Source organism: Symmachiella macrocystis, assembly GCF_007860075.1.
In the GTDB taxonomy this organism is placed as follows: Bacteria; Planctomycetota; Planctomycetia; order Planctomycetales; family Planctomycetaceae; genus Symmachiella; species Symmachiella macrocystis.
In genome coordinates this window covers 2,573,682-2,597,522 of the sequence record NZ_SJPP01000001.1, presented here as the reverse complement: position 1 = coordinate 2,597,522, position 23,841 = coordinate 2,573,682, and the positions used below count along the sequence as shown (strand labels likewise).

At 56.1% G+C, this 23,841-nt stretch carries 19 protein-coding genes; 3 read left to right on the top strand and 16 right to left on the bottom strand.

Annotation, left to right across the window (positions count from 1 at the left end; genetic code table 11):
* Positions 1-123 precede the first annotated feature (123 nt).
* Both CA54_RS10050 and CA54_RS10045 read left to right on the top strand, forming a co-directional pair.
* Positions 124-978, top strand: coding sequence for an alpha/beta fold hydrolase (locus CA54_RS10050; protein WP_146370642.1), 855 nt, complete (start codon positions 124-126; stop codon positions 976-978).
* A 60-nt stretch (positions 979-1,038) separates the two neighbouring features.
* The gene (locus CA54_RS10045) at positions 1,039-2,418 is read left to right on the top strand and encodes a Gfo/Idh/MocA family protein (RefSeq protein ID WP_146370641.1); all 1,380 of its coding nucleotides are present in this window, start codon (positions 1,039-1,041) and stop codon (positions 2,416-2,418) included.
* A 138-nt stretch (positions 2,419-2,556) separates the two neighbouring features.
* Here CA54_RS10045 and CA54_RS10040 read toward each other — a convergent pair whose 3' ends face one another.
* The 15 genes from CA54_RS10040 to CA54_RS09970 all read right to left on the bottom strand — a co-directional run bounded on the left by CA54_RS10040 (position 2,557) and on the right by CA54_RS09970 (position 20,998).
* Positions 2,557-4,530: an ATP-dependent helicase gene (locus tag CA54_RS10040; RefSeq protein ID WP_146370640.1), complete on the bottom strand. Its 1,974-nt coding sequence runs from the start codon at positions 4,528-4,530 to the stop codon at positions 2,557-2,559.
* 102 nt (positions 4,531-4,632) lie between these two features.
* Positions 4,633-5,625: a serine/threonine protein kinase gene (locus tag CA54_RS10035; RefSeq protein ID WP_146370639.1), complete on the bottom strand. Its 993-nt coding sequence runs from the start codon at positions 5,623-5,625 to the stop codon at positions 4,633-4,635.
* A gap of 169 nt (positions 5,626-5,794) precedes the next feature.
* Positions 5,795-6,649, bottom strand: a complete 855-nt coding sequence (gene accD, locus CA54_RS10030) for an acetyl-CoA carboxylase, carboxyltransferase subunit beta (RefSeq protein ID WP_146372351.1) — start codon at positions 6,647-6,649, stop codon at positions 5,795-5,797.
* A gap of 119 nt (positions 6,650-6,768) precedes the next feature.
* Complete coding sequence (locus CA54_RS10025; RefSeq protein ID WP_146370638.1) at positions 6,769-7,404, bottom strand: histidine phosphatase family protein; 636 nt, start codon at positions 7,402-7,404, stop codon at positions 6,769-6,771.
* A 19-nt stretch (positions 7,405-7,423) separates the two neighbouring features.
* The gene (gene rpe, locus CA54_RS10020) at positions 7,424-8,128 is read right to left on the bottom strand and encodes a ribulose-phosphate 3-epimerase (protein ID WP_146370637.1); all 705 of its coding nucleotides are present in this window, start codon (positions 8,126-8,128) and stop codon (positions 7,424-7,426) included.
* Positions 8,129-8,679: 551 nt separating this feature from the next.
* A complete protein-coding gene (gap, locus tag CA54_RS10015; RefSeq protein WP_146370636.1) occupies positions 8,680-9,702 on the bottom strand; it encodes a type I glyceraldehyde-3-phosphate dehydrogenase in 1,023 nt (340 codons plus the stop codon).
* Positions 9,703-10,476: 774 nt separating this feature from the next.
* Positions 10,477-12,129, bottom strand: coding sequence for a hypothetical protein (locus tag CA54_RS10010; RefSeq protein WP_146370635.1), 1,653 nt, complete (start codon positions 12,127-12,129; stop codon positions 10,477-10,479).
* On the bottom strand, positions 12,130-13,065 hold the full coding sequence (locus CA54_RS10005) for an ABC transporter ATP-binding protein (RefSeq protein WP_146370634.1): 936 nt from the start codon (positions 13,063-13,065) through the stop codon (positions 12,130-12,132).
* Positions 13,066-13,068: 3 nt separating this feature from the next.
* A complete protein-coding gene (locus tag CA54_RS10000; protein WP_146370633.1) occupies positions 13,069-13,464 on the bottom strand; it encodes a GntR family transcriptional regulator in 396 nt (131 codons plus the stop codon).
* 104 nt (positions 13,465-13,568) lie between these two features.
* Positions 13,569-14,666 carry a sialate O-acetylesterase gene (locus CA54_RS09995; RefSeq protein WP_146370632.1) on the bottom strand — a complete coding sequence of 366 codons (1,098 nt, stop codon included), beginning with the start codon at positions 14,664-14,666 and terminating at the stop codon, positions 13,569-13,571.
* A gap of 38 nt (positions 14,667-14,704) precedes the next feature.
* The gene (locus CA54_RS09990; RefSeq protein ID WP_146370631.1) at positions 14,705-15,277 is read right to left on the bottom strand and encodes a cob(I)yrinic acid a,c-diamide adenosyltransferase; all 573 of its coding nucleotides are present in this window, start codon (positions 15,275-15,277) and stop codon (positions 14,705-14,707) included.
* A gap of 12 nt (positions 15,278-15,289) precedes the next feature.
* The gene (locus CA54_RS09985) at positions 15,290-18,046 is read right to left on the bottom strand and encodes a HEAT repeat domain-containing protein (protein WP_146370630.1); all 2,757 of its coding nucleotides are present in this window, start codon (positions 18,044-18,046) and stop codon (positions 15,290-15,292) included.
* Positions 18,047-18,201: 155 nt separating this feature from the next.
* Complete coding sequence (locus tag CA54_RS09980; RefSeq protein WP_146370629.1) at positions 18,202-19,155, bottom strand: aldose 1-epimerase; 954 nt, start codon at positions 19,153-19,155, stop codon at positions 18,202-18,204.
* A 238-nt stretch (positions 19,156-19,393) separates the two neighbouring features.
* Positions 19,394-19,960 (bottom strand): YqgE/AlgH family protein, encoded by a 567-nt coding sequence (locus CA54_RS09975; RefSeq protein ID WP_146370628.1) that lies wholly within the window; start codon positions 19,958-19,960, stop codon positions 19,394-19,396.
* A gap of 189 nt (positions 19,961-20,149) precedes the next feature.
* A complete protein-coding gene (locus CA54_RS09970) occupies positions 20,150-20,998 on the bottom strand; it encodes a 3'-5' exonuclease (protein ID WP_146370627.1) in 849 nt (282 codons plus the stop codon).
* 190 nt (positions 20,999-21,188) lie between these two features.
* On the opposite strand from CA54_RS09970, the gene CA54_RS09965 reads away from it, so the two are divergent.
* Positions 21,189-22,253, top strand: a complete 1,065-nt coding sequence (locus CA54_RS09965) for an AAA family ATPase (protein WP_146370626.1) — start codon at positions 21,189-21,191, stop codon at positions 22,251-22,253.
* Positions 22,254-22,306: 53 nt separating this feature from the next.
* Here the strand turns inward: CA54_RS09965 and CA54_RS09960 are convergent, their stop codons facing one another.
* Complete coding sequence (locus tag CA54_RS09960) at positions 22,307-23,599, bottom strand: PcfJ domain-containing protein (RefSeq protein ID WP_146370625.1); 1,293 nt, start codon at positions 23,597-23,599, stop codon at positions 22,307-22,309.
* Between the last annotated feature and the right edge of the window lie 242 nt (positions 23,600-23,841).

Below are 23,841 nucleotides of genomic sequence, written 5' to 3'. Positions count from 1 at the left end.
GTCGCTGCGGTTATTGTCACCGCATTGATTGTGCTGGGTAATCGGCGCTCTCTGCACCGGAGAATCGCCCGACCGATTCCACCCATTTTGTGGCAGAAGGAAAACCCTCGAGTAGGACATCTGATGCAAAAGCTAATCCTCAGCGATGGTCGCACCTTGGCTTATGAGGACTATGGAGATCCCCAAGGGGCTACGGTGATCTTCAATCATGGCTTGTCCGATTCCCGGTTGATCCGCAATCCCGACGAAGCATTGACTAGATCGCTCGGCGTGCGTGTGATTGCGGCGGATCAACCGGGTGTGGGAGGATCTTCGCCACAAAAATCTCGAAAAATGGTCGATTGGGGCCAGGACATGGAGGAATTGGCAGACTTCCTCAACTTGGACCGGTTTGCCGTAGCGGGCCATTCGGGCGGGTCCCCCCATGCACTCGCTGTCGCTTTCCGGCTCAAAGAACGAGTGACAAAAGTCGTGCTCGCCTCACCCGTCGCTCCTCTCGACGAACCGGGGATGGGCAAGTTGATGATCAACAAGGACTTGAAACTCATCGCCAAATTGCATCACCTGCATTTCCTCATCAAGTGGGCGTCGAACTTCGCAGCCAAGAACGCACTGAAAGACATTCCGAGTTTTGTCGAGGCCACTGCGCATGAGGATTCTTCGGATGCCGAAACTTTTTTGCGCAACCCTGCGCAACGCGAAATGTTTGAAGCGTCTTTTGCCGCGGGACTCCAGCAAGGGGGCGAGGGCATGTACGAGATGATCATGGCGCTGTGGGACTGGGGTTTTAAACCGGAAGAGGTGCAGCAACGCGTCGAGCTATTCTACGGCGACGCTGATGACATACTGGATGTCAAGATGCCGCTGCATCTTGCAAAACAGTTGCCAGACTGCAAAACTCATGTTTGGGATGGTGCCGGCCACTACGGTTTTGTCGACGACAATCGTTGGTCGGAGTTTATGAACGCGGCCACTTGAGCATGCAAACCTTCACTAATTCCATTAGCGCTGACTGATGACCTAGAGGGACCGATCCCCATGCCCCATACTCGCCTCAACCGTCGCCGATTCCTGCAACACGCCTCTGCCTGGGCGGGCATCGCCGTCTGGACGGGACTTGCCGGCCGCGCGTCGGGTTTCGAAAGCGCTAACGAGCGACCGCGAATCGCTGCGGTCGGCACCGGAAGCCGTTGGGACCACCGCGCCACCGGACTGAATGGCACGTACGGCTCGGGCAAACAGTTTCCCAAGTATGGCGATGTCGTCGCCGTCTGCGATGCCGACGCCGACCGCCGCGAACGCGCAGCGGGGCTCGTCAAGCAGTGGAACGGCGCTGCCCCGGACAGCGTCGCCGATTACCGGGCGATTATTGATCGCGACGATATCGACATTGTCCATATCTCCACGCCCGATCACTGGCACGCAAAAATCGCCATCGAAGCCATGCTCTCCGGCAAGGACGTCTATTGCGAAAAGCCGATGACACTGACCATCGACGAAGGCCGGCAAATGTGCGACGTCTGTCGTCGCACAGGCCAAATCGTGCAAGTCGGCACACAACAACGCAGCGACGAAAAGTTCCTCAAAGCCATCGCCATCATTCGCGATGGACGGATCGGAAAACTCAAACAGGTCACCTGCAGCATCGGCGGCGGCCCCACTAGCCCGGAAATTCCCGCAGTCGATGCGCCGAAACAGCTCGACTGGAACCAATGGCTCGGCCCTGCTCCAGAAGTCGCCTACCGCAGTTTGGCTGGCCCCAATGGCGAAACCCAAAGCTGGTCGCGGTCCCATTACGAATTTCGTTGGTGGTACGAGTATTCCGGTGGCAAACTGACCGACTGGGGCGCGCACCACGTCGACATCGCTACCTGGGCCATGGACAAAACCGACACGGGTCCCATCTCCATTGATCCGGTAATGGTCAAACATCCCGTGCCATTCAAAGATGGATATCCCACAGCAGACAATCAGTACAACACCGCCACAGAGTTTTTGATCAATGCCGCTTACGCCGATGGCATGCAGTTGACCATCCGCCACGACTTGGACAACGGTATCTTGTTCGAAGGAACCGAAGGACGCATTTTCATCAACCGCGGCCGGCTGGCCGGCAAACCGGTCGAGGAACTCGCCACCAATCCGCTACCCGACGACGCACTGGAACAGGTCTACAAAGGCCGCCCGCTGACCGACCACTTCCGCAACTTCTTTGAAGCGGTCGCCGATCGCAAACAACCCGTCTCCGATGTCTTCAGCCATCACAGCGGCCTAACAACCTGCCATCTCGCGGGAATCGTCGCCCGGCTGGGACGCAAAATCGCGTGGGACCCGCAAGCCGAACAAGTCCTCAACGACAAACAAGCGCAAAGCCTTGTCAGCCGCGACAAACGACACGGCTTTGAGATTGAAACATAGCATATCGTGCGCGGGTCTCCCGACCCCGCACTTCGCCCGACCGTAGGTCTCCCACAGCCACAGCAGGCTAGAAGAGTTACAGACCAGTCGCGCTCGCCCCCCAGCAGAGCCGGAGCCTGAGAAGTCACCAACCGTGATTCACTCATCGTCGTCCGCATCCACAACCGCAGCCGGCGGTTTTTCGCCGAACATCTCGAACAAAAACCGCGACGGTAATGTCGTCCGGGGTTTGCCCCATTTCGTACGGCGGGCGGCGCGGCTGAGGGTGAGGTGATCGCAGGCGCGGGTGATGCCCACGTATGCCAAACGCCGCTCTTCTTCGATGTTGGCTTCGGTCCCCTCCACCGACCGTTTGTGCGGCAAAATCCCTTCTTCTAAACCGACCAGATACACGCGGGGAAACTCCAATCCCTTGGCGCTGTGCAACGTCATCAGCTTGACGGCGTCTTTAGAAACTTGCGACTCTTTGTCACTCTCCACATCACGCCCATTGAGCGCCGTCTCTTCGAGAAACTCCTGCAGCGTGGGCTTGTCCGCTTGTCCTTCGTACTGTTCAACCGCTTCGACCAACTCCTCAAGCATGGCCATCCGCATCGACCGTTGCGTCGGTTCTTTATACAGTCGTTCGATTTCTCGTTCATAGTCGATGTCATCGATCAGTTGCCGCACGCATTCTCCCAGGCCATGTGCGTTGGACTGAAAGCGACGACGATTGCGTTCCATCAAGCCGCGAAACGCATCAATGGCCTGCGCTGCCTTGTGCGGTAACTCTCCCGCTGAATCGGCAGCGGGAAGCACATCCCACAGGCTGCTACCGGCTTTCACGGCGCGGGCGACCAATTTTTCGACGGTCCCGGCGCCGATGCCCCGCGTCGGGGTGTTGATGATTCGCCGCAATGAGATTTCGTCGGTCGGTTGCGAAAGGACTTTTAGATAGGACAACAAATCGCGAATCTCGCGGCGATCAAAAAACGATTGCGTTCCCAACAGCAAATAAGGCATTTGCCGTCGCCGCAATTCAGTTTCGAACAGCCGCGGTTGTTCGTTGGTGCGAAACAATATCGCAAAGTCCCCCGCCGGGACGTTCATCTCGTTGATGATGTATTGAATCTCCTGGACGGTCTGCTCGGCTTCACCCACCTCGGAATCATACTTCTGAAATCGCACCGGATGCGGCGATTGCTTGTGTGCTACCAGCGTTTTTTTGTGTCGGCCGCGATTGTGCTGGACCAACTCATTGGCCAGCACGATGATTTTGTCCGTACAACGATAGTTGTCCTCCAGCCGAATCACCTTGGCGCCGGGAAACGTGTGGTGAAAACCGAGAATATGTTTTACTTCGGCTCCCCGCCAACCATAAATCGATTGGTCGTCGTCCCCCACCACACACAAATTACGATGTTCGCGGACCAGTGCTTCGACCAAATCGAATTGAATGCCGTTCGTATCCTGATACTCGTCGATCTGCACTTGCGTAAACCGCTCACGCTGCCGCTTTAAGGTCTCGGGGTGTTCGCGAAACAATTGACGCGTCAATAGCAGCAGGTCATCAAAATCTACCCCGCCAGCAGCGCGGAGATTTTGCTGATAGCGGCGAAAAGCCATCGCCGCTAGGAATTCCTTATCGTTTTCCGCAACTTCGCCGGCATCATCGGCAGCGACCCCCGCCGATTTCCATTGGCTAATTTGTGATATCAAGTCGCCCGGTTTGAGTGCTTGATCGCCAACGCGAATATGACGCAACGCCGAACGCGCCGCCGATTCCTGATCGCTGCGATCAAAAATCGTAAACGTCTTGGGATAGCCCAACGCCTCGATTTCTTCGCGGAGAATCCGCACGCACAACGAGTGAAACGTGGAGATCACCGGTTGCTGCCGGACCTTGCCACCTAGCAGAATTTTGGTCCGGGCCAGCATTTCCCGCGCAGCTTTGTTGGTAAACGTCACCGAAAGAATTTGTTTGGGCGGCGTTCCCTTGCGTATCAACTGCACCATGCGATGCGTGATGACGCGGGTTTTTCCGGTTCCGGCGCCGGCCAGTACAAGCAGCGGACCGGAAAGCGTGGTCACCGCTTCCCGCTGGGCGGGGTTCAAGTTCGCGAGAGAATGCATAAGGAGACAGGGGGGAGAGGCAATCCGTTGACGTTGGGAAGTTCCAGTCGGCGACTTTATTGGTTTGGGGGCGCCGGCACCACAATCAATGCTCGGCCGGTATTACTCGTCTTCGTACTCCCATTCCCCATCGTCGTCTTCATACTCGTATTCATATTCGTCGTCATCGCCTGCCTCTTCGTCGTCGACGTATTCATACTCGGATTCGGGTTCCAAGCGTTCCTTGGCTCCACGAAGTCGGTGTAACATCGCTCCCACTGAATCCCAGCGATCTTCCGGTTTCGCCGCCAGTCCCGTCATGATTGTCGAGGCCACTTGGTCGTCAATATCGGGCACCAACTCACGAATGTCGGTCGGTGACTGATTGATGTGCTGCACGATCATATCCAGCGTCAATGTGGGATCCACGCCATGCGGTAACTGTTTCGTATACATTTCATAGCAGGTAACGGCATATGAGTAGACGTCGATCCGTTGGTCGGTGGGCATCCGTTTGATCAATTCCGGCGCCATATAACTAGCGGTACCGGTGCGATTACCGGGAGCACGAAACGGTGGCGTGTTGGGTACCACGAGGCCGAAGTCGATCAGTTTGATGGAATTCTGCCGGTCAACCAGTATGTTGCGGGGACACAAATCGCGGTGGATCCAACCTTGTTTGTGAAAATAGTCCAACCCTTCCCCGATTTCGACAATGAATGTCAAACGGTGCGATTGCATCAATTCGTTCTGCAGAGCAACAGGCAACGTCAGGCTCACGCCATTGACGTATTCCATAACCAAATACTGTTCGTTGTTGGTCGTGATGCCGTGTTCCAAAGTTCGAACGATGTGCGGGTGTCGCAATTTTATAGCGACTTCCCCTTCGCAGGGCTTGGCCAACCCTTCAAACCGCGCTTCCAGTCGCGCTGTTTTTTCTAAGTCCAAAATTTTCAACGCCACCACGCGGCCGCTCAATTTGTCCTTAACCCGCCAAACCTCCGACATGCTCCCTTGTCCGAGCTTACGTTCCTTGATGAAGCGTGCGTCAATATTGACCTTCTTCAATCGTGCCCGTTTAATCAACGGAACAAGGATTTTTTTGATGAGCAGCATGTTGCGTGGCTCGTTTCAACAAAGGCAACGACCGGGGATGTTTGCAAAGCCGTGATGCGTGGAATCCGGACTCTCCAGTATACCGCTGCCCAGAGGGCGCGGCTACCTCGGATAGGGAGACCGGGAAGGCAAATCTGCCCTCAAGCCTGCTACCTCAAAGCGGCAAGCCTCATTTCCCGCAATAGTCAATGACGCGGGTGATCTCACTGCGCAAATCCGCACGGGCCACGATACGGTCAACAAAACCATGCTCCAACATGAACTCGCTGGTTTGAAATCCCGTGGGCAGCGGGACTTTGACTGTGGCCTCCACGACCCGGGGGCCGGCGAAACCAATCAATGCTTTTGGTTCGGCAAAATTGACATCCCCCAACGATGCGAAACTGGCCGCCACGCCACCCATCGTGGGATTGGTCATCACGGAAATAAACAGTCCCCCCGCTTCGTGAAATCGCGCCAGCGCAGCCGAGACTTTACCCATTTGCATTAACGATAAGATCCCCTCATGCATCCGCGCGCCGCCGCCAGAGCCACTGACAATGACCAGCGACAGATTGCGTTCGGTCGCCAACTCGATGGTCCGGGTCAATTTCTCGCCAACGACAGAGCCCATGCTTCCCATGATGAACGCCGAATCGGTGATGCCCAATGCCAACGGTCGGCCACGCATGTAACCCCGCCCGACGATACAGGCTTCCGACAAGCCGGTACGGGCCTGCTCGGCCTTCAGTCGTTCCGCATATGGTTTGCGGTCCGCAAAACCCAGCGGGTCCATCGGCTGCAGGTTGGCGAACCATTCTTCAAAGCTTCCTTCGTCCAACAGTTGGCGAATTCGCTCTGCGGTCGGTACGTAAAAATGATAGTCGCATTCCGGGCAGACGCCCATCCGGCTATCGACGGTTTTGCGATACACGGTAGCGCTGCAACCTTCACACTGTAACCACAGCCCTTCGGGCACTCCCCGCTTTGGGCGGTGGGAATGTCCGTTCCGGCCGGTTTCATCCGGTTCGGGGACGGAACTCATCGGTTTGCGTTTCCTCGCTGCGACGATGTTTGCGTGATCGTCGTTCATGTGATCCATGCTCTATTCAAAACGGACAAAAACGCCCTCTGAGAATACTTATCAGAAGGCCGGTCCAACTATCAATTGCTTGACTTCGCACGCGCGGGCTTGGCCGGTGTTCCCGGGCCACTCTCGACCGGTGCTTCCGATTTTCCATTCGTCTCTAATATCTCCCAATGGCAATCGTCTCGACAACTGTCACTTGGCTCGACGGTATGGAGTTTACCGCCGCACACATGCCAACGAATCATCGATGCCAACGGTTCCGGGGCAATGATAGCAAAATTGACGTCGCGCTTGAGAATTTTGTCAATCGCTTTGCCCACACGGACCATGGCATCGGTGACCTCTTCACCCTCGGGCGGACAGATCGTCTCAGGGGATTCCTGCCATTGTTTGAAGACTTTGGGATGCTTGCGGCGAATATCGTCGACAACCATGCCCTGCCACAAGCCTTGATTCAAATTCGCAAGGCTGTCCAGTTCCTTAACCGGCACGCCCAAATCTGCGCTGAGGCTCTCGGCGGTTTCGCGCGCAGGTTCACACGGCGCAGAATATATTCGCTTCAACGAGATATCTCGCAAGTCGTCGGCAAGCCGACTCACTTGAACTTGACCCTGTTGATTGAGGGGAATATTCAATGTGCCTTGAATACGATTTTGCTGGTCGAAATCAGTACAGCCGGGACGAATCAGCACGGCTTGGGATTTTGACATGGAACGAACGTTTCACTCCTCAAAGGGACGGTGATGCGGCTTGTGACGCAGCATCAAAAAGTTGAGTCGCGGCTTCGCGATAATCACTGGCATCAAAAATCGAACTACCCGCAACAAAGAGTTTGGCCCCCGCCTGGGCGGTCGATCCAATCGTATCCGGGCCGATTCCTCCATCCACCGACAAAAACGTCTCGGTGGAAATCATCGATGACAGTTCCCGCAATTTATCCAGCGCCGACGGCATGAATTTTTGGCCGCCAAACCCAGGTTCCACGCTCATCACCAGCACTAAGTCACAGGACTCCAGCGCGGGTGCAATTTTTTCCACCGGCGTACCCGGATTCAGCGCCAAACCGGCAGCGACGCCCGCATCCCGAATCCGCTTCAACAACGGAAGCGGTTCCGGAACCGCTTCAATATGAATTGTGATGGAGTCGCAGCCGGCCGCGACATAGTCATCCAAATACCGCTCCGGCTCGGAAATCATTAAATGGGCATCGAATGGCAACTCAGTCAATTCACGCAGCCGCTGTATCACCATCGGGCCATAAGACAGGTTGGGAACGAAATGCCCATCCATCACATCCAAATGCAACAAAGGAACATCCGCCGATTCCAACAGCTCCACCTCTCGGTGAAGGTTGCCGAAGTCACATTTCAACATCGACGGCGCAATCAGTGGGGCGCTCTTGAGCAAGTTAAGAAAGGTGGTTCTGCGAGTCATATCAATAAATCAATTATTCGATCAAACCGAGGGATCATCAAGCTCTGCGTCAAGCAATCGGGTCAGAGCGGATTCTGGGGCAATTACGCGGTCGGGCACAGACGGTGCAAACCGGTCCTCAACAACAGGAGGTTTCGAGTTGGATGCGACTCAAGTCATTTGCCGCCGCATGGACACCCAGAAGTTCCCGTTTTGTCGGCATCTTCCCGCAACGTGTCTACGGCGTGACGGATAGTGTCTCTCCTAGCCAGAAACTTGTAACCCAGGAGAGAGTCTGCCTCCAGAAATGTAATGAAAATGCTGTCGCGATTTTCCGCTACTTGAACGCGGACCAACCGCACCGACCAGCAGGACTTCAGAATCGGGTATTCTGACCGTTGTCACGCCTGACGTCCAGCGAAATCACCGATTCGCACCCGCCGACTGATGGGATATTTGCGTAACCACAGTATATAAAAAGACTTGCGACACAGAGGAGTTTTGCGTCTCATCCTCCGTGCCGCAAGGAATTTGGCGAAACCCGCAGCAAATCGCAGCCGCGGACGTTTCGACTACAGTTTCGCAATTCTGGCAATCAGGTCCGAGGTCCTGCAGGAATAGCCGGTCTCGTTGTCGTACCAAGACAGGACTTTGACCATGTTCCCGCCCAGTTCGGTCGTCCAGCTCGCATCGAAAATGCTGCTGTGACGATTGCCGACGATGTCGCTGGAGACGATGGGATCGGTATTGTATTCCATGATCCCTTTCAGCGGTCCTTCGGCGGCTGCTTTCATGGCCGCGTTGATGTCCTCTTTGGAGGCCTTTTTGTCCAACGTGGCGACCAAGTCGGTCACACTACCGGCCGGCACAGGCACCCGCAGGCTCAGGCCAGTCAATTTGCCCTTCATCGCCGGCAGTACAATGCCTACCGCTTTGGCGGCGCCGGTGGTGGTGGGAATGATGTTGATCGCCGCCGCACGTGCCCGCAACGGGTCGGCGTGCAACTGATCCGAAACGCGTTGGTCGTTGGTATAAGCGTGCACGGTCGTCATCAGCCCTTCGGAAACACCGAAGTTTTCGTGCAGCACCTTCACCATCGGGGCCAAACAGTTCGTCGTGCAACTGGCGTTCGAGACGCAGTCGTGTTCCGACGAAAGTTGATCATCGTTCACACCAAGCACACAGGTCAAATCCGGTGCGTCTTTGCACGGCGCGGAAATGATCACCTTGCGGGCACCGGCTTCCAGATGGCTATCGAAACCCGGTTTTTCCGCCGTTTGGCGATTTGTGAAAAATCCGGTCGATTCCAATGCGACTTCGACACCTTCTTTTTTCCACGGCAAATTCCGCGGATCCCGTTCGCTGCAAATCAGCACTTTCTTGCCGTTGACGATCAGCGACTGCCCCTCGCACTCAACAGTGCCGGGGAATCGGCCTTGGACGCTGTCGTATTTCAGCAACCATGCCAACTTCTGCGGATCGCCCAAATCGTTAATCGCGACGACGTCGAATTCCTCGGGTCGTGAAGCCAACTCGCGAAACACAATCCGCCCGATCCGACCAAAACCGTTAATTCCAACTTTTACTGCAGCCACGACGGCCTCTCTTTCTGATAGAACTCTATTTCCGTTGAATTGCTGAAACCAACCGGCGCGTCATGCGCGAATTTGCGACGTCTCACCGCAACCGCAGCGGTCAGTCCGCCCGGCGACGAGCCTCGCTGAGGATCCAGCCATTCTCATGGACCAGTACCCGCACAGCTGAGTCTCAGCGTAAAAAATTCAAGACACTTCCATATCATTATTCTCCCCCATCCAAGAGGGAGATTTTGCGCGCTCGACCCATTGCACGCTTTGCACAAGGACCGAGAAATCATCATTGGGGAAGATCGCTGGCCGTCCGGCCCTCGTCTTATTCCGAGAATCGCGGGCGCTTTTTAATGATCCGCGACTTCACCGCAGTCACGGCGTTTCCGATTCGTCACACACCCAGGGCGATCATCACCGCAGCTGTGCAAAACCGGTGCCCGTAATCCGCCGTCTCAGGGTTCCGGCGGCAGGGTGAGATTATACTGGTGCCGGAAATCATCGACAAGGAAGCAGCATGACTGGCCGGTGATATCCCGTAACATCCTCAGGATGACGCAAAGAAATCGCGCGTAACTCACTATTCAGTAAAGCGTTACATTCATCGCGGCCCGGCAACTCTAGTCAGACGGCACAAGTGGGGCGCGGCAGGTTGCCCCTTGGTCACCTCGCACATCGACGATTGCCGACAATCACCGTGAGTTTTCAACACCCGCCCCACAGCCACTTCCCCGGTGCTCATAGTCACAGCAATCGCTTGCCAAATTTGGTGAAATCGAGGCGTTAACGGTGTCGGTTCCAAGACAAAGCCGGCACCGCGAGAAGCAAGCGGTTGATCGGTAGCAGCAGTGTCGTTGCCAACATGATTTCAACACCCGTCACGATCTTGACTGGCAAAATCCAATAGAGAAACGCCACTACCACGGCCCAAATCGCCAACCAAACCCAAACCCACCTTTGCAGCACGGCTGCGGACAACAAGCGACTTTTTAAAATCCCCCGCACTACGAACAGAGCTGCCGTCAGTTTGATCGTTACCAGACTGACCACAATCCAACCGGCATTACTCCAGAAGGTGGGAATCTCCGGTGGCCAATTCACGGAGGAATAATGTAAAGCGGCATAGATGCCGCCTAAAAAACCGCCGCCGACCAGGATGCCCATCACCCCTTCCAGCCACCGTCGTCCGCACAGTTTGACAAACAAGGCTTGCACGGACAGCAACCACGTCAGTCCCAGATAACCCGTGACGGCAAATCCCGCTAGCGCGACGATCTGTAGCGGAGAAAATGCATCGGTCAACTCCTGCCAATTAGTCAGCCCTCGTGTCTGCGGCCCGCGGATCAAGATCGTGACAACAATTCCGAGCACCGCAATGCCACATGACGCGGAACAAGAAACCAGGGCCGCTTGCATCTTGGCCCCCACAAATCCCGCCGAACTGAGTGGTCGCGCGGCAAGGAACGGCGACATTTCGACCTGTTCCCGCCGCAATGCCACGCTGCCCAGTGACATACCGGCGATACATGCGATGTAGGGAGGGACCAACAAGATCAGCAACAAAAAACTGCCACGGCCAATGTCCAATACGGACATCAAGGACAAAACAAACACGCTTCCCAATGTCACATACACCACTAACCGCCCAGACCGCCGCCATTCCAGCCAACGTTGTGCAGCGTATGGTGATGAAAACTGTCGATACTGATGGGGCTTCTTCACAGTCGAGATGCCTGTCCGCAAAGTCGCAGTGCGCCAATGCAGGACATCGCCCCGCCGTGAACGGCCCACGGAGATCACGGCGACCATATACGCCAAGGGCAAGCTCCCGCCCAAGACGACCGCCGTCATCCAGAGCGGCACACTCCCTTGAGCTGCGAGCGCGACGCCAGTGGGAATGCCGGCAAGCACCGCGATTGCCGCCAATACCCGCATCAAGACCAGCGGAAACGTAGTCCACAAAACGGCCTGCAACCAGGCAAGCATGGCAGCCAGCATCAAGGCAATCAAAACCGACCACGCAATCCAATCGGTCACGCGCATGGCCGGCGCAATTCCAATTGCAGAGAGAGTCTGCGGCAACACAAGCCCGGATGTTGTCAGCCAAAAAGCGGCCAGGGTCAAGCCCCCCAAAACCATTGGCCAACCAGCCAACGCCCGGGATGAGACTGGGAGCGTGAACAAGTAGGTTGGAAAGGCGGATTCCTTGACGAACACGTCGGCGCGATCGCTATAAGAAAACACCAGCAATAGATACAACAACACCAGCAACAGCGGGCCAAGAGTAATCGCCGCTATCGCCGGGTGCCACGTCTCCCCGGCTATCACCAAATGCGCAATGGAAAGCGCAATCAAATAGATGCTGCCGCCGGTGGTGACAAGTGGGTAATGCCGCCAAAACTGCCAAGCAAAGGCTCCTGTGGGCGAGGACACCATTTAAGTCGCCTCCCGAATGGTTGCCAACGGTGGCTCGCTGCCGGCGTGCGCCACAAAGATTTCATCCAGCGACAGTTGCTTCTCCTCAACGATCTCACCGCCGGCCATGGTGGCGGCTGCCTGGAGTTCGTCTCCTTGCCCGCGGTAAATCGCCGTCCATTCATAGCCGCCCCCCGCCCATCCGATGGCGTCTGGCAACACGGGTGGGACGTCCTGCGGTCCCTGAAAGCGGACCGTCACACGGCGAAACTTTGCTCGCATTTCGTCGAAAGTCCCACTGTACAACAACCGTCCCTGGTGCAGCATGGCGATGTGATCGGCAACCCGTTCGACTTCGTCGAGTAGGTGCGATGAAAAAATTACCGTCCGTCCCTCCTCGGAAATCGTGCGGATGATCGCTGCCAGAATGTCACGGCGGACGATGGGATCCAAACCGGACGACGGTTCGTCCAAAACCAGAATCTCTGGCCGATGCGCGAGCGCCAGCACCAGCCCCACGCGGGCGCGTTGCCCTTTGGATAATGTCTGGACCTTGGCGTCGCGACTTAATTGGAACGACTGCACCAACTCCGTGACGTAAGCATTGCTCCAGGTTGGATAAAACGAACCGGTGTACGCCAACAGTTCGCCAATCCGCATCCAATCGGGCATCTCGTGCTGTTCCGACAGATATCCTAATCGTGCCAGTACCCCAACAGGATCACGAACCGGATCGCGGCCTAAGATAGTCACCGTACCTCGTTGCGGTTTGAGCAGGCCCAGCACATGTTTGAGCAGCGTTGTCTTACCGGCACCGTTGACTCCCACGATGCCATACACCGCCCCGCGAGGGACTTGAAGCGAAACGCCATCCAGTGCTTTGACGTGACCGAATTGTCGCACGAGGTTGCGGATGTCGACAACACAATCGGTTTCGTCGTTGAGCGGCGATTGCATGGGTTATGTCTCCTCGAGAGCGGATTGAAATGCGCGCTGGCGATCGCCCAGCATGTTCACGATTTCGTCTGCGGAGAAGCCCAACTGCCGACCTTCGACGAGCAGGGCGTCGAGACGTTCATTTAGCAAGCGGCGACGTTCGCGGAGCGCGAGCGGGGACTGGGCATCGGCGACGAACGTACCCGCCGTCCGCCGCTTAACAACAACCCCAGCGGCTTCCAGTTCCCGATAGGCACGAGCCACCGTATTGGGATTCACCAACAACTGTTCGGCCAGCGCGCGGATCGAGGGCAATTCCTCACCCGATTTCAGCCTACCGGAAGCGACGAGGAACTTGATTTGGTTGACGATCTGCAAATAGATCGGCACTCCGTCTTGTGGTGAAATGTGCAGCTGCATAACGGCACAGGGCCTCAGAGCGAATGAACACCGACTGAATGAATTGTATTATTCAATTAATACAGTCGTTCACTCGCAGCGTCAAGCTCAACTCTGTGACGTGTTCATTTTCCGGCCCCGTTGGCCGCAGCTGTGGGGGCATCTTTGAGGGCATCACCGGTCGCGACCGGGATCTGAACGGCTGGGGCGCGATTGCCTGCTTCGTCAACCAAACTCGCTTTGGGATTCTGGCCGAAGCCGTAGATCAACCGTGCCGGCAGTCGCACGATTCGTTCGGGGACCAGTGTGACGGTTGTCTTGCCCGGCGTCGCCATCGTGCAACGAATCGTGCCTTCCTCGTCGATCAACGCAAAATCGGCTGCGTCGCAACCGGCTAGTTCATCGACTTCGGCAAAGTGCGCCACAATCGATTTGCGATCTTCATCGATAACCGCAGCATCCAAGACGGGACCGGGCCAAGCGATGTCGGTTTTTCCAAAGCGGTGACGCAACAGCGCGCGGCCGATTTCGGCGCCCAATTCGCGGTAGCCGGCATTGTTCAAATGCACTGTATCCATGAGCGTGCGGCCCAGCGCGGGGACGAGTATTGCCCGCGAGTCGCCGGCCACGTATTGTCGCTGTGCTTCACGGAGCGTCATAAATCCGCTGTTTCCCGGTGTCGTGGCGGGACCGAGTTGCACGACGACGACCAGCATTTCCGGATTGTCCGCCGCCTTTCGCACGCGGGCGATGTGTTCCTGCAATTCTGTTACGTAATCAGCCCCTGACGTTCCGGGAGCGGAATTGTTTTCGCCCTGGTACCACAGAAACACGCCCGCGCCTTGGCCGGCGCGTTTGATGCGGGGCATCAAGCCGACATACCCCGGCTTGCCGGGATGCCAAAACAAAATCGGTTTGCCGCCGTTGGCATATCCTAACATCGTAATGTCCCCCGCAAGCGGCGCGACAGCCTGTGCGGTGGCGACCCACGGTCCCGTTCCGGTCGTTCCCATACCGGGCAGTGGATCTTGGGCAACAACAAATTCGCCAGTCTTGGGGTCAAACATGGTCACCCGTTCATCCGCAGCCGGTCCGGGTAGTTTCGCCCGTCCGCACGCATTGGATTGGCCTGAGAGAATCCACAGCTGCGGGTTATCGTCCGCATTGGCTTTCGCTGAGATCAAAACGAATGTCAAACAAAGAAGATAGCGCAGTCGATGCACGGTTTGCTCCTGGAGAGTTGCTCAAGAAAAGACATGGACTACCGCTCGCCGCCGGGGACCCACAGAACGTCATTGTTGCCGGCGTCATTGCAATACCGGGCCCAAACAAACAGCAAGTCGGAGAGTCGGTTGAGGTAGGCGAGCGTATGCTCGTTGATCACCTCCGCTGCGGCTAAATGACAGACGCCGATTTCGACGCGGCGGCAAACAGCGCGGGCATTATGCAAATGCGCCGCTGCCGGGGATCCGCCAGGGAGAACGAAACTGGTCAGTGGTTCCAGCGAGGCGTTGGATTCGTCGATCCAGGTTTCCAATTGCGCCACCTGTTTTGCCGTCACACGCAGCGGAGGATGTTCGGCAGGCGTATCCGTTTCGGGCACACACAAATCGGCCCCGAGATCGAACAGGTCGTTTTGAATGGTCGCGATCCGCGCCGCAAACGCCGGCGGAAGTTCGACGTTGGCGGCGGTCACTCCCAGCAGCGTGTTGAGTTCATCGACCCCGCCATAGGCGGCAATCCGCGCATCGGTTTTGGGGACTCGGCGTCCATCCCCCAGTCCAGTTTCGCCGCCGTCGCCGCTGCGGGTGTAAATGCGATTGAGAAAAACCATGCGTCTAATTATCTATTCTTCAGCTGGGTCCTTGTCGGTCTTCGGCTCTGCTGAACCCATGCCGGCGACTTTGCGGAACTCGGGGACTTCGTGGAGTGTTTTTAAGTCGGGGTCTTCGCGCATCCAACCGAGGTCTCCGAACCCTTGTTTGACGGACTTTTGCAAGTCGGCGATTGCTTTGTCGGTGTATTCTTTAATTTTCGCCTTGCGCTCGTCGGTCGATTCCTGTGTCTTGAGATGTTCGGCGGCGCGCGAGTAAACGCAGGCGGCGTTGTAGGAGAAGATGGCTTCGTCGTCGTAACGGGCGCGGTTTTCTTCGAGCCGTTTGACCGCTGCTGTCGTATCGTCGCCGTCCATCACCATCACCACACAGGCGCCGGTGAGCGCTTGAGAATTCCAGCGGTCCAACTCCAAAGCTTTGTCAAAGTCGGGCCGCGCCTCGGCGAATTTTCCTCTGCGAATATTTAAGTTGCCGCGGAAAATGTAACCGTCGGGCATTTTGGGATCGGCTTTAATGGCTTCGACAAATTGAGCCAACGCTTCGTCGAGTTTATTCGATTTTTCTAATTCGTGCCCCTGTCTGAGGAATTGATACGCGGAGGAACGTTCATAAATCTGTTGCAAGGCATTGCGGGCGTAACGGCGTTTTTGTGGATCACCATCGTCGCGCGCCTCTTCCAGCGCCGTACGTGCCTGCGGTGTAGCCAGTTGTGCCAGGACGTTACAAACCGCGCTCAATGTGCTGTTGTTGCCCGTTTTTTTCAAGGCGTCTGTCAGCACATCGACCGATTCAGGGCTCCCATCCTGCTGCAAGACCTGTGCTGCGGCTTGCGCCACGGATTGGTTTTCGTTGATCAACGACGAGGTGGCGAGTTCACGAAATTCCGGGGCGTGTAGCGTCAGCAGCGCTTTGAGGACTTCACCTTTTTCGTGCGATTTCATTCCCTCAAAATGTTCGACAAAAAACGCGGCAACGTCCTTATCCCCAATCATCGTCAACGTACGAATCATGGCTTGTTTGTTGGACTGCTTGGAGAAATGCTTAAGCAGCAGCGGAGCGGCCCGTTTGTCTTTCACGCGATTCAACAAATTGAGCGTGACGTTCAAGGTATTGGGATCGATCGTCTCCTCTCCCAGGAGTTGGAGGGCGTATTCGATAGCAATCTGTTCGCTGTCATGATCGGTCCGCGCGGCCAGAATCGTGTAGGCTTTATTCCGAAACGCCATGTCTCCGGCTGAGAGCGCGTCCTTGAGGACCTCCAGCAACTTGGGATGTCCCACTTGTGTTAGCGCTTGCAGTGCCTCTTGGTTTAAACCGTCGCGGGGATCTTTAACAAATTCATAGATCGCTTCGGACCAAATCGGCCGCGGATGCGCTGCCAAGATCCGCACGATATTTTTTTGCGATGCAGGCGGCTCGTTTTTTAAAATCGTCAACAGCGCGTCATGCGCGGCGGAATAGCGTGATCCGGCCAATGACTCAATCGCAGCGCTGGCCAACGGCTCGTTGTTCTTTTTTACATAGAACACCAATTTCTCCACCGCTGCCGAATCACCGAAATGCCCCAGGGCTGTCAGTGCTGCGCGTTGCAGTTGTGGTTCTGGAGCATCGGCGTACTCCAGAATGATCGGCAACTTGTCTTCGCCCAACCGGCCGCCGCCGCTGGCAAGTGCGGCGACTCGAGAGAGCAGATGGCCTTGTTCGATGTTCGTTAAAATCTCGTCGCGGGGTAACGACTGATAGGCCGATGCGAGCGCCGCTTGCACGGCTTCGTCGGCCGTATCATGCACGCGACGCGTAGTCCCACGGCCTGACCGATACCGCGAACTGTGCGAGTTATTGCTCTTAGGCAGGTCGCTGAGATGGAACTCACGCATGGTTGCGGGAATGGGCGGGAATTGTTCGCTGGTTGCGCCGTTGGCGCCCAACGAACTCGCGTTTTGAATGATCCAAGCCATCACCTGCTGGTCGGGTTGCGCCGCCCCTTCGGACCACCGCAGGACAACGCGTATCACCTGCTGGGTTGCAAGCTGATCCAGGTCATCCATCATGCCGCCGATGTTGATGGTATTCAGTTTGCCGTTGATCGTGGCCAATCCCAACGACCCCCGCGGACCGATGCGCTCGATTTCCATTTCCAACGCCTCTTTCTGCGAAGCATTGACATCAATTTCAACCGGCTTGTCGTTGATTTGGACTTTGAGCGTCATGTCGGGAACATGCGTGCCGTCGTCCAGTTTATCAAAGACCACCCAAGTGCTTTGCATCCCACCGGGGGAGAGCTTCAACTTTTTCGAGGGTTTCTTGTTGCGCAACTGCTGGTACTGATTGTCGATCTGAACCGATTGATTCAGCAGCTGTTTGGGAATTTCCTCCAGCTTGATCGATGTGCCGTCCGCTACCAGTTCAATTTGCTCGCGCTGGATCTCGATCGCCTCGGGCGTGAGATTGACGAGATTCAGCTTGGCGACAAAAAACCGCGCGTGCCGACTATTGGCACTGCGGTTGTAGTACCGCCCCAAATAGCAGGACTCCAACATCATCACGACGCGCTGTTGGCTTTTGTCTTCTGGAATTTTTGGACGTTGGTTCTTTTTCAGCGCGTTCAATTCCTGTTCGAGCCTGAGCAAGCGTTCGCGAAGTTCGTTGAGCAGCGGCGCATCGGCCGTCGGCTGGCTCTCTTGTGCCAGCGCGACTGTGGGAACACAGGTCACGCACAGCGAGCAAAGCAATAGTCCGGCGAGCAGGCGGCCGTCGATCATCTTCATGACCCAGGGTCCTTGTAACAGGTCCTAGTGGAAATCGTATGAGCAGCTCTTGGGTGGGAGATGCGACTGTTTTCGTCGCACCCCCTGAGACATTCACTATCGTGACCGTTATTGTGAGGAATGACTACCCCGAAATCCCCCACGCGCTGCGCCGCTTAAGCGTACACGCGTCCCAATTCGATGTTGATCCACGTCTGAATCTTTTCGCCCGGCGGCAAGACCAACCAACCGGTGTCATGCCCCGCTTCTTCGAGATTGACCGCGTCGGTGACACAGGTATACGGTTCCAGACAAACACTGCGTCCGGTAGGCGGAGTGTAGACAACCAGTTCGCGAAAAATCGAATCGGTTTTTTGTGAGATTTGTAGTCCCGCTTTTTCGTCCATGGCCAACGTTTCAATGTGACCGTTTTGCGGCTCAACACCGGTGAGTACGTCGTCCAAGGGGCGATCCCCCAGGCGACGTCCATCGCGCAGGTCGACATGCTCATCCACAGGGACTTTTTTCCCTGTGGGGAGGCAATTGATCAATTCCCACGACTCGGCTGCGGGAGCCTGGACGAGGCAATCGGTGGCTCCGCTGTCGCCGGCCAGTGGCATGCGAAAATAGGCGTGCGTGCCAAATCCCCAGGGAAGCGGATCCTGGCTGGGGTTGGTAATCGTGATTAGGCAACTCAATGTCGACCCGGCGACTTCGTAGCGAAGTTCTAAAATGAAATCGGTCGGCCAATGCGGTAGGCGGTCCGGTGCATCAACGCTCAATTGGAATTCACCGACGACGAAATTGGTGCCCGACGATGTGACCCGCCACGGGCGGTCCAACACGAAACCGTGGATCGCATTTCCATCACCATCGAGTTCGGTGAGTTGAAAATCCTGATCGTTCCACCGATAGCGGCCTTCGCGGATTCGATTGGGAAACGGGAACAGAATGGGAATCCCGTTTCCACTGGCCCGCCCGCCACCGGCGGAAAAACCGGGTTCCGCGTCGAGCACTTCAATCAGTTCGCCGTCGACCGGAGCCTGGAAGGAAAAACAATTGAAGCCAAACTCAGCCAGAATTTTCGCTTCTGCGCCGGAGTTTGGATCACGAATAACGATGGGTTCCATGGGCAACTTTCGTCAGTTGATAGCAGTTGTCTTGATACGGTAGCGGGGTGTGGCGGCGTTCCTAACAGAGCACAAATCTCTGAGTCGCCCCCATTCCACCACACGTAAGTGGCACCGGCATTCTTGCAGGGTCCATTGTTAAAAATTGTAAGTTGTGTTCGGTTACGTGAGCACGAATCCTCGGGGGGCTTCCTAGGGGAACAGCCGTCGGCCGGATGCTCAACAGACGGCGATACCGCTAATTCAATTCGGGGTTTCCGTTGCTGGCGGGAACAACGCCCGATTGACGTCCGGCGATCTCAACCAATTGTTCCCAGAGATCATAAGGATTGTCGTGCAACACATGCTCGGCAGTGGCTGGTACGGTTAACCAATCGCCGCGCGCCAATTCCCCCTGTAGTTGAAAGGGCGCCCAACCCGCGCACCCGCGAAAAATCCGAAACTTGATGTCTGTATCGCCATCGGCAATCCGCTGCACCACATCCTGAAATGCGTTGGCCGTACTGCCCACATACAATCCGGGAAGCAACGGTCGCTCGTCGTAATCCACGTCTCCCACATTGTGTAAAATAAACAGCGCCGATGGCTCGACCGGCCCGCCGGTGTAGACTAAGTCCTTAATGCCCGACAGATCAAAATGGTCCGTTAAGGCGTCCTGCACGGAGGTTTTCGACGGTTGATTCAAGATCAGCCCCATCGACCCGTTTTCGCCATCCTCGACCATCAACACGACCGTTTTGAAAAAATTCGGGTCCCGCAATCCCTTCACAGCCATCAGAAAATGCGCGCGTAGCGATTTGGGCATGATGCTCCTGACTGAGTGAAGACGAGGAAACCTAGGATGGGACTACCCAATTATAACCACGAATTCCCGCAAAATGTAAGCGCCGGGCAACCAAAGTTTTGCCCGTCCAGTCATTATCGCCGACCGGTCACCGCAACAATGTTCGACGAGTCACTGGAGGGTGCTGGGCATAGGTACAGTAATGTGCGGCTAGCCCGGTTCTTCGGCCGGTTTCCAGTCGCCCCAATGCTCTAAATAGTGCGCATAAGCCGGGCTGTCGGCCGATCGTTCGCCAAGCCATTGCTTGGTCGCCGCCACGATCTCCTGTTCACGGTCCAATTTGAGTGCCCCGGTCATCACCTGGCTGCGCAAAAAGACGAAAAAAGTGTCCAATACGTCGCAACGGCAGTAATCGTTAATTTCGTCGGCACGGCCTGCTTCGTACATGTCCTGAACCTGCGACCCGTCGATGCCGGTTTTTCCCGGTTTTCCGATCAAGTTGGCCAACAAATTCAGCCCGCCGGTCATCCGCCCCGCACCGAAGTTCGTGAAAAAGTCCATCAAATCGAAGTGGGACTCGAGATTGTAGCGATTTCGTGACTGTTCGAAGGAACGTTCATGGATGTTGTACCAGGTTGGAAGACTGATCCCGTAGCGATAGGCGGCCAATTCCATCACCGGCATGTCATAGCCCCGACCATTGAACGTGACAAATGTGGGACGTCCGTAATGTGACCAGCCGTCCCAGAACAATTTGGTGATCACATGCGGTCGATAGGCGGGAGCGTCCAGTACAACCAAATCGATCAGTTCAAAATCGCCGCTGATTTTTCCGACAGCCACCGAGATGGGTAACATGAACGTCGGCGGAATAAAATCCTTACCGTCGCCCCGCTGTTCAATCAATTCATCACGATACGCCCGCACCGCTTCGGCCGGTGTGTAGTCTTTACCCGGATACCGGACCTTCGCTATCAAGTCGCCATCGGCGATTGCTTCGACGTCGAAGACCAAATACTGAACCGGCTGCCCCATTTGCGCCGCTCGTAAATTAGCCATATTGGTTTTTCTCCTCGCGAGGAATAATACCCAGTTGCCGCACGAATGGCACGGGTGAATGATAGAATCGGTCGCCACTTGGCCTCACTTCCAACTGTCTTTGCATTCGGCCGCCCGGTTCGGCTAGGATGAGAGAAGGCTGGTGCAACGCGCCAGCGACGTTTCTCAATGCCGCAAGTACCGAATCACCATGACCGACGCTGCCACCACGAATTCGCCGACTCCCCCGGAGTTGCATGGGGGAGAAGAACAAGCCCTTGAGCAACTGGCTGGCGCCTATGGGCGGATGCGGACCGAGATTGGGAAGGTGATCATCGGCCAGGAACAGACGGTCGAGGAAATCTTGATTGCCATGTTCTGCCAAGGGCATTGCTTGCTGGTGGGCGTGCCTGGATTGGCCAAGACCTTGTTGGTCAGCACGATCGCCGAGATTTTAGAACTGACTTACCACCGCATTCAGTTCACGCCCGACTTAATGCCTTCGGATATCACCGGCACCGACATTCTGCAAGAAGATCCGCAAACAGGCCGCAATTCGTTTCAATTTTTAGAAGGTCCGATTTTTGCCAACATGCTGTTGGCCGACGAGATCAACCGGACGCCGCCCAAGACACAAGCCGCGCTGTTGGAAGCAATGCAGGAACGGCACGTGACGGCCGGTTCGCACACCTACCCACTTCCGCATCCATTTTTTGTGTTGGCCACGCAAAATCCGATCGAGCAGGAAGGGACCTATCCACTGCCCGAAGCGCAACTCGATCGGTTCATGTTCAACATCGTCGTCAACTACCCATCGGCCGACGAGGAATTGTTGATCCTCAAACAAACCACTGGCGCCGAGACGCCAAAGCTGGCTCAAGCGCTCAGCGGCGAACAGATTTTGGAACTGCAGTCACTCGTCCGCCAAGTGCCGGTGGCGGAGCATGTGTTTGTCTATGCTCGCAATTTGGTGCGGGCGACGCGGCCTGACGAAACCGAAGCACCGGCGTTCATCAAGGAATACGCCTCGTGGGGCGCCGGTCCTCGTGCGGGGCAATATTTGATTTTGGGAGGTAAGGCCCGCGCGTTGTTAGCGGGCCGATTTCACGTCACCACCGAAGACATCCGCGCCATCGCCCATCCCGTCCTACGGCACCGCCTGCTGACAAATTTCCACGCCGACACCGAAGGGATCACCGTCGACGACATCATCGACATGCTAGTCAAAGAGATCCGCCCCCCGCAGGAAACGCGTGCCGAACAATTGTTGCGTTAGACGGTGGCAGCGGTGGAAAGTGATCGTGGCTAAAGCCGGTCGTCCGCATGGGGCTACATGCACTCAGATAAAATCAATTGTTCCTGTGCGGCCCACTTCTGGAGAATCTCCTGAGCTGCGGAATTTGGGCGCGCATTTCGCTTCCCTTGGGCCTGCCAGATTGTTTTGGATTCCGGCTCGACTTCAATCGTCATGACCCGCCGCCGTACATCGCCGCGGAGGACACGCATTGACCAGATTGAGGTTTTTCGCGTGGCGCATGCTTCAATGTAATCTGCCACGCAATGATGCATGTTGTCTCCCTCAACCCGTAACTCCCGATCGGTGAGCAATTCGCGGATCGTCCATACGGCGTCGTTACCCCGAAAATCAAAGGTACCAATAGGCGTTGGTTCCCACGATTTCGTCTCGATTGGTGGTGGTAAATTAGGTCGTACCTCATCCCGCCAGTTGGCCATATGTCGCCTCAGTGACATCAAGGACCGGCCACGTACAGAAAAATTGGGTTGCAACGGCGCTTCGCCCCCGCCGGGACCCCAAGTGTACTCGCCCGGTACGAAACGTTGGCAACGAATGAACCAGATGATGGTCGTGATTTCGTCGTTGCTGATCGGCATGTTCCGGATTAAAAAACGCAGTACCGATTCCCAAAATGGCTCGTCTTCAAGTAGCACACCAAGGATCGTACGTCTCACAATTTGGCAACCCAATCGGTCGTCACCACCGAGTGCCCGGACTTGCGACCAACGCAATGCTTGAAATGGTGACATGCCATCCGGCGCTTCCACAAACCACCGCGCAACCGGTTTGGTCAACGGGAAATCAAACGGCAATGGAAAGCTACGAATGCCGGCGCCGCGTGCGAGATGCAGATACAGCTCCCGGGGCCACCGCTCCTCGCCCTCGGCCCACCACACGTTGGTCATAAATGACGGGACCAAATATCGATCAAACAAGTGGTGCACCAACGAAGACAACTGTTTGTGCGCATTTCCACTGGGCGGACGCCAATGTTCGGGCGACTGTTCCCATTGATCGGGATGCCAAACGTAACTATGCAACGCGATACGCGCGCAGACGGTGACAACGCGCGCAGCTTGCTCCCGGGTCGAAAAACCCCATACAGAAGTTGGACGCAACAGATCGGTCGAACGGCGTACGGCGTCAATGATCTGCCAATAGTTTCGCGCATGACGAGGGCTGCAGTCGGCCGATTCGCGGATCAGGCGATCCAGCCAAACCTTCGAACTCCGACGGCCGTGATGAATGCACATAATGCGGGCCTGGGTTGAAAAATGGAGGGGCAACGTGGCTGCGCGGACCATCCGCGCGGCAATCGTCGGCAACCATTTTCAACCGTTGCCGGCGCTTCACGTACTGTGTGAGCGTGTCATGACCTTCGTCCTCTTTCTGTCCAGGATCGCGCAAAAGATACGGGCCGCTTCAGCAGCCTGCATTGGCAAAGACATCGCTGAGTGGGACACCGTTTTTACGGTTGGGTTCGCCGATTTGGCGACATGCAATTCTGCGCTACCGCTGCGAATGGGTTGGCAGTACGATAAAGGCCTATTCGACTGCAACCGAGAAA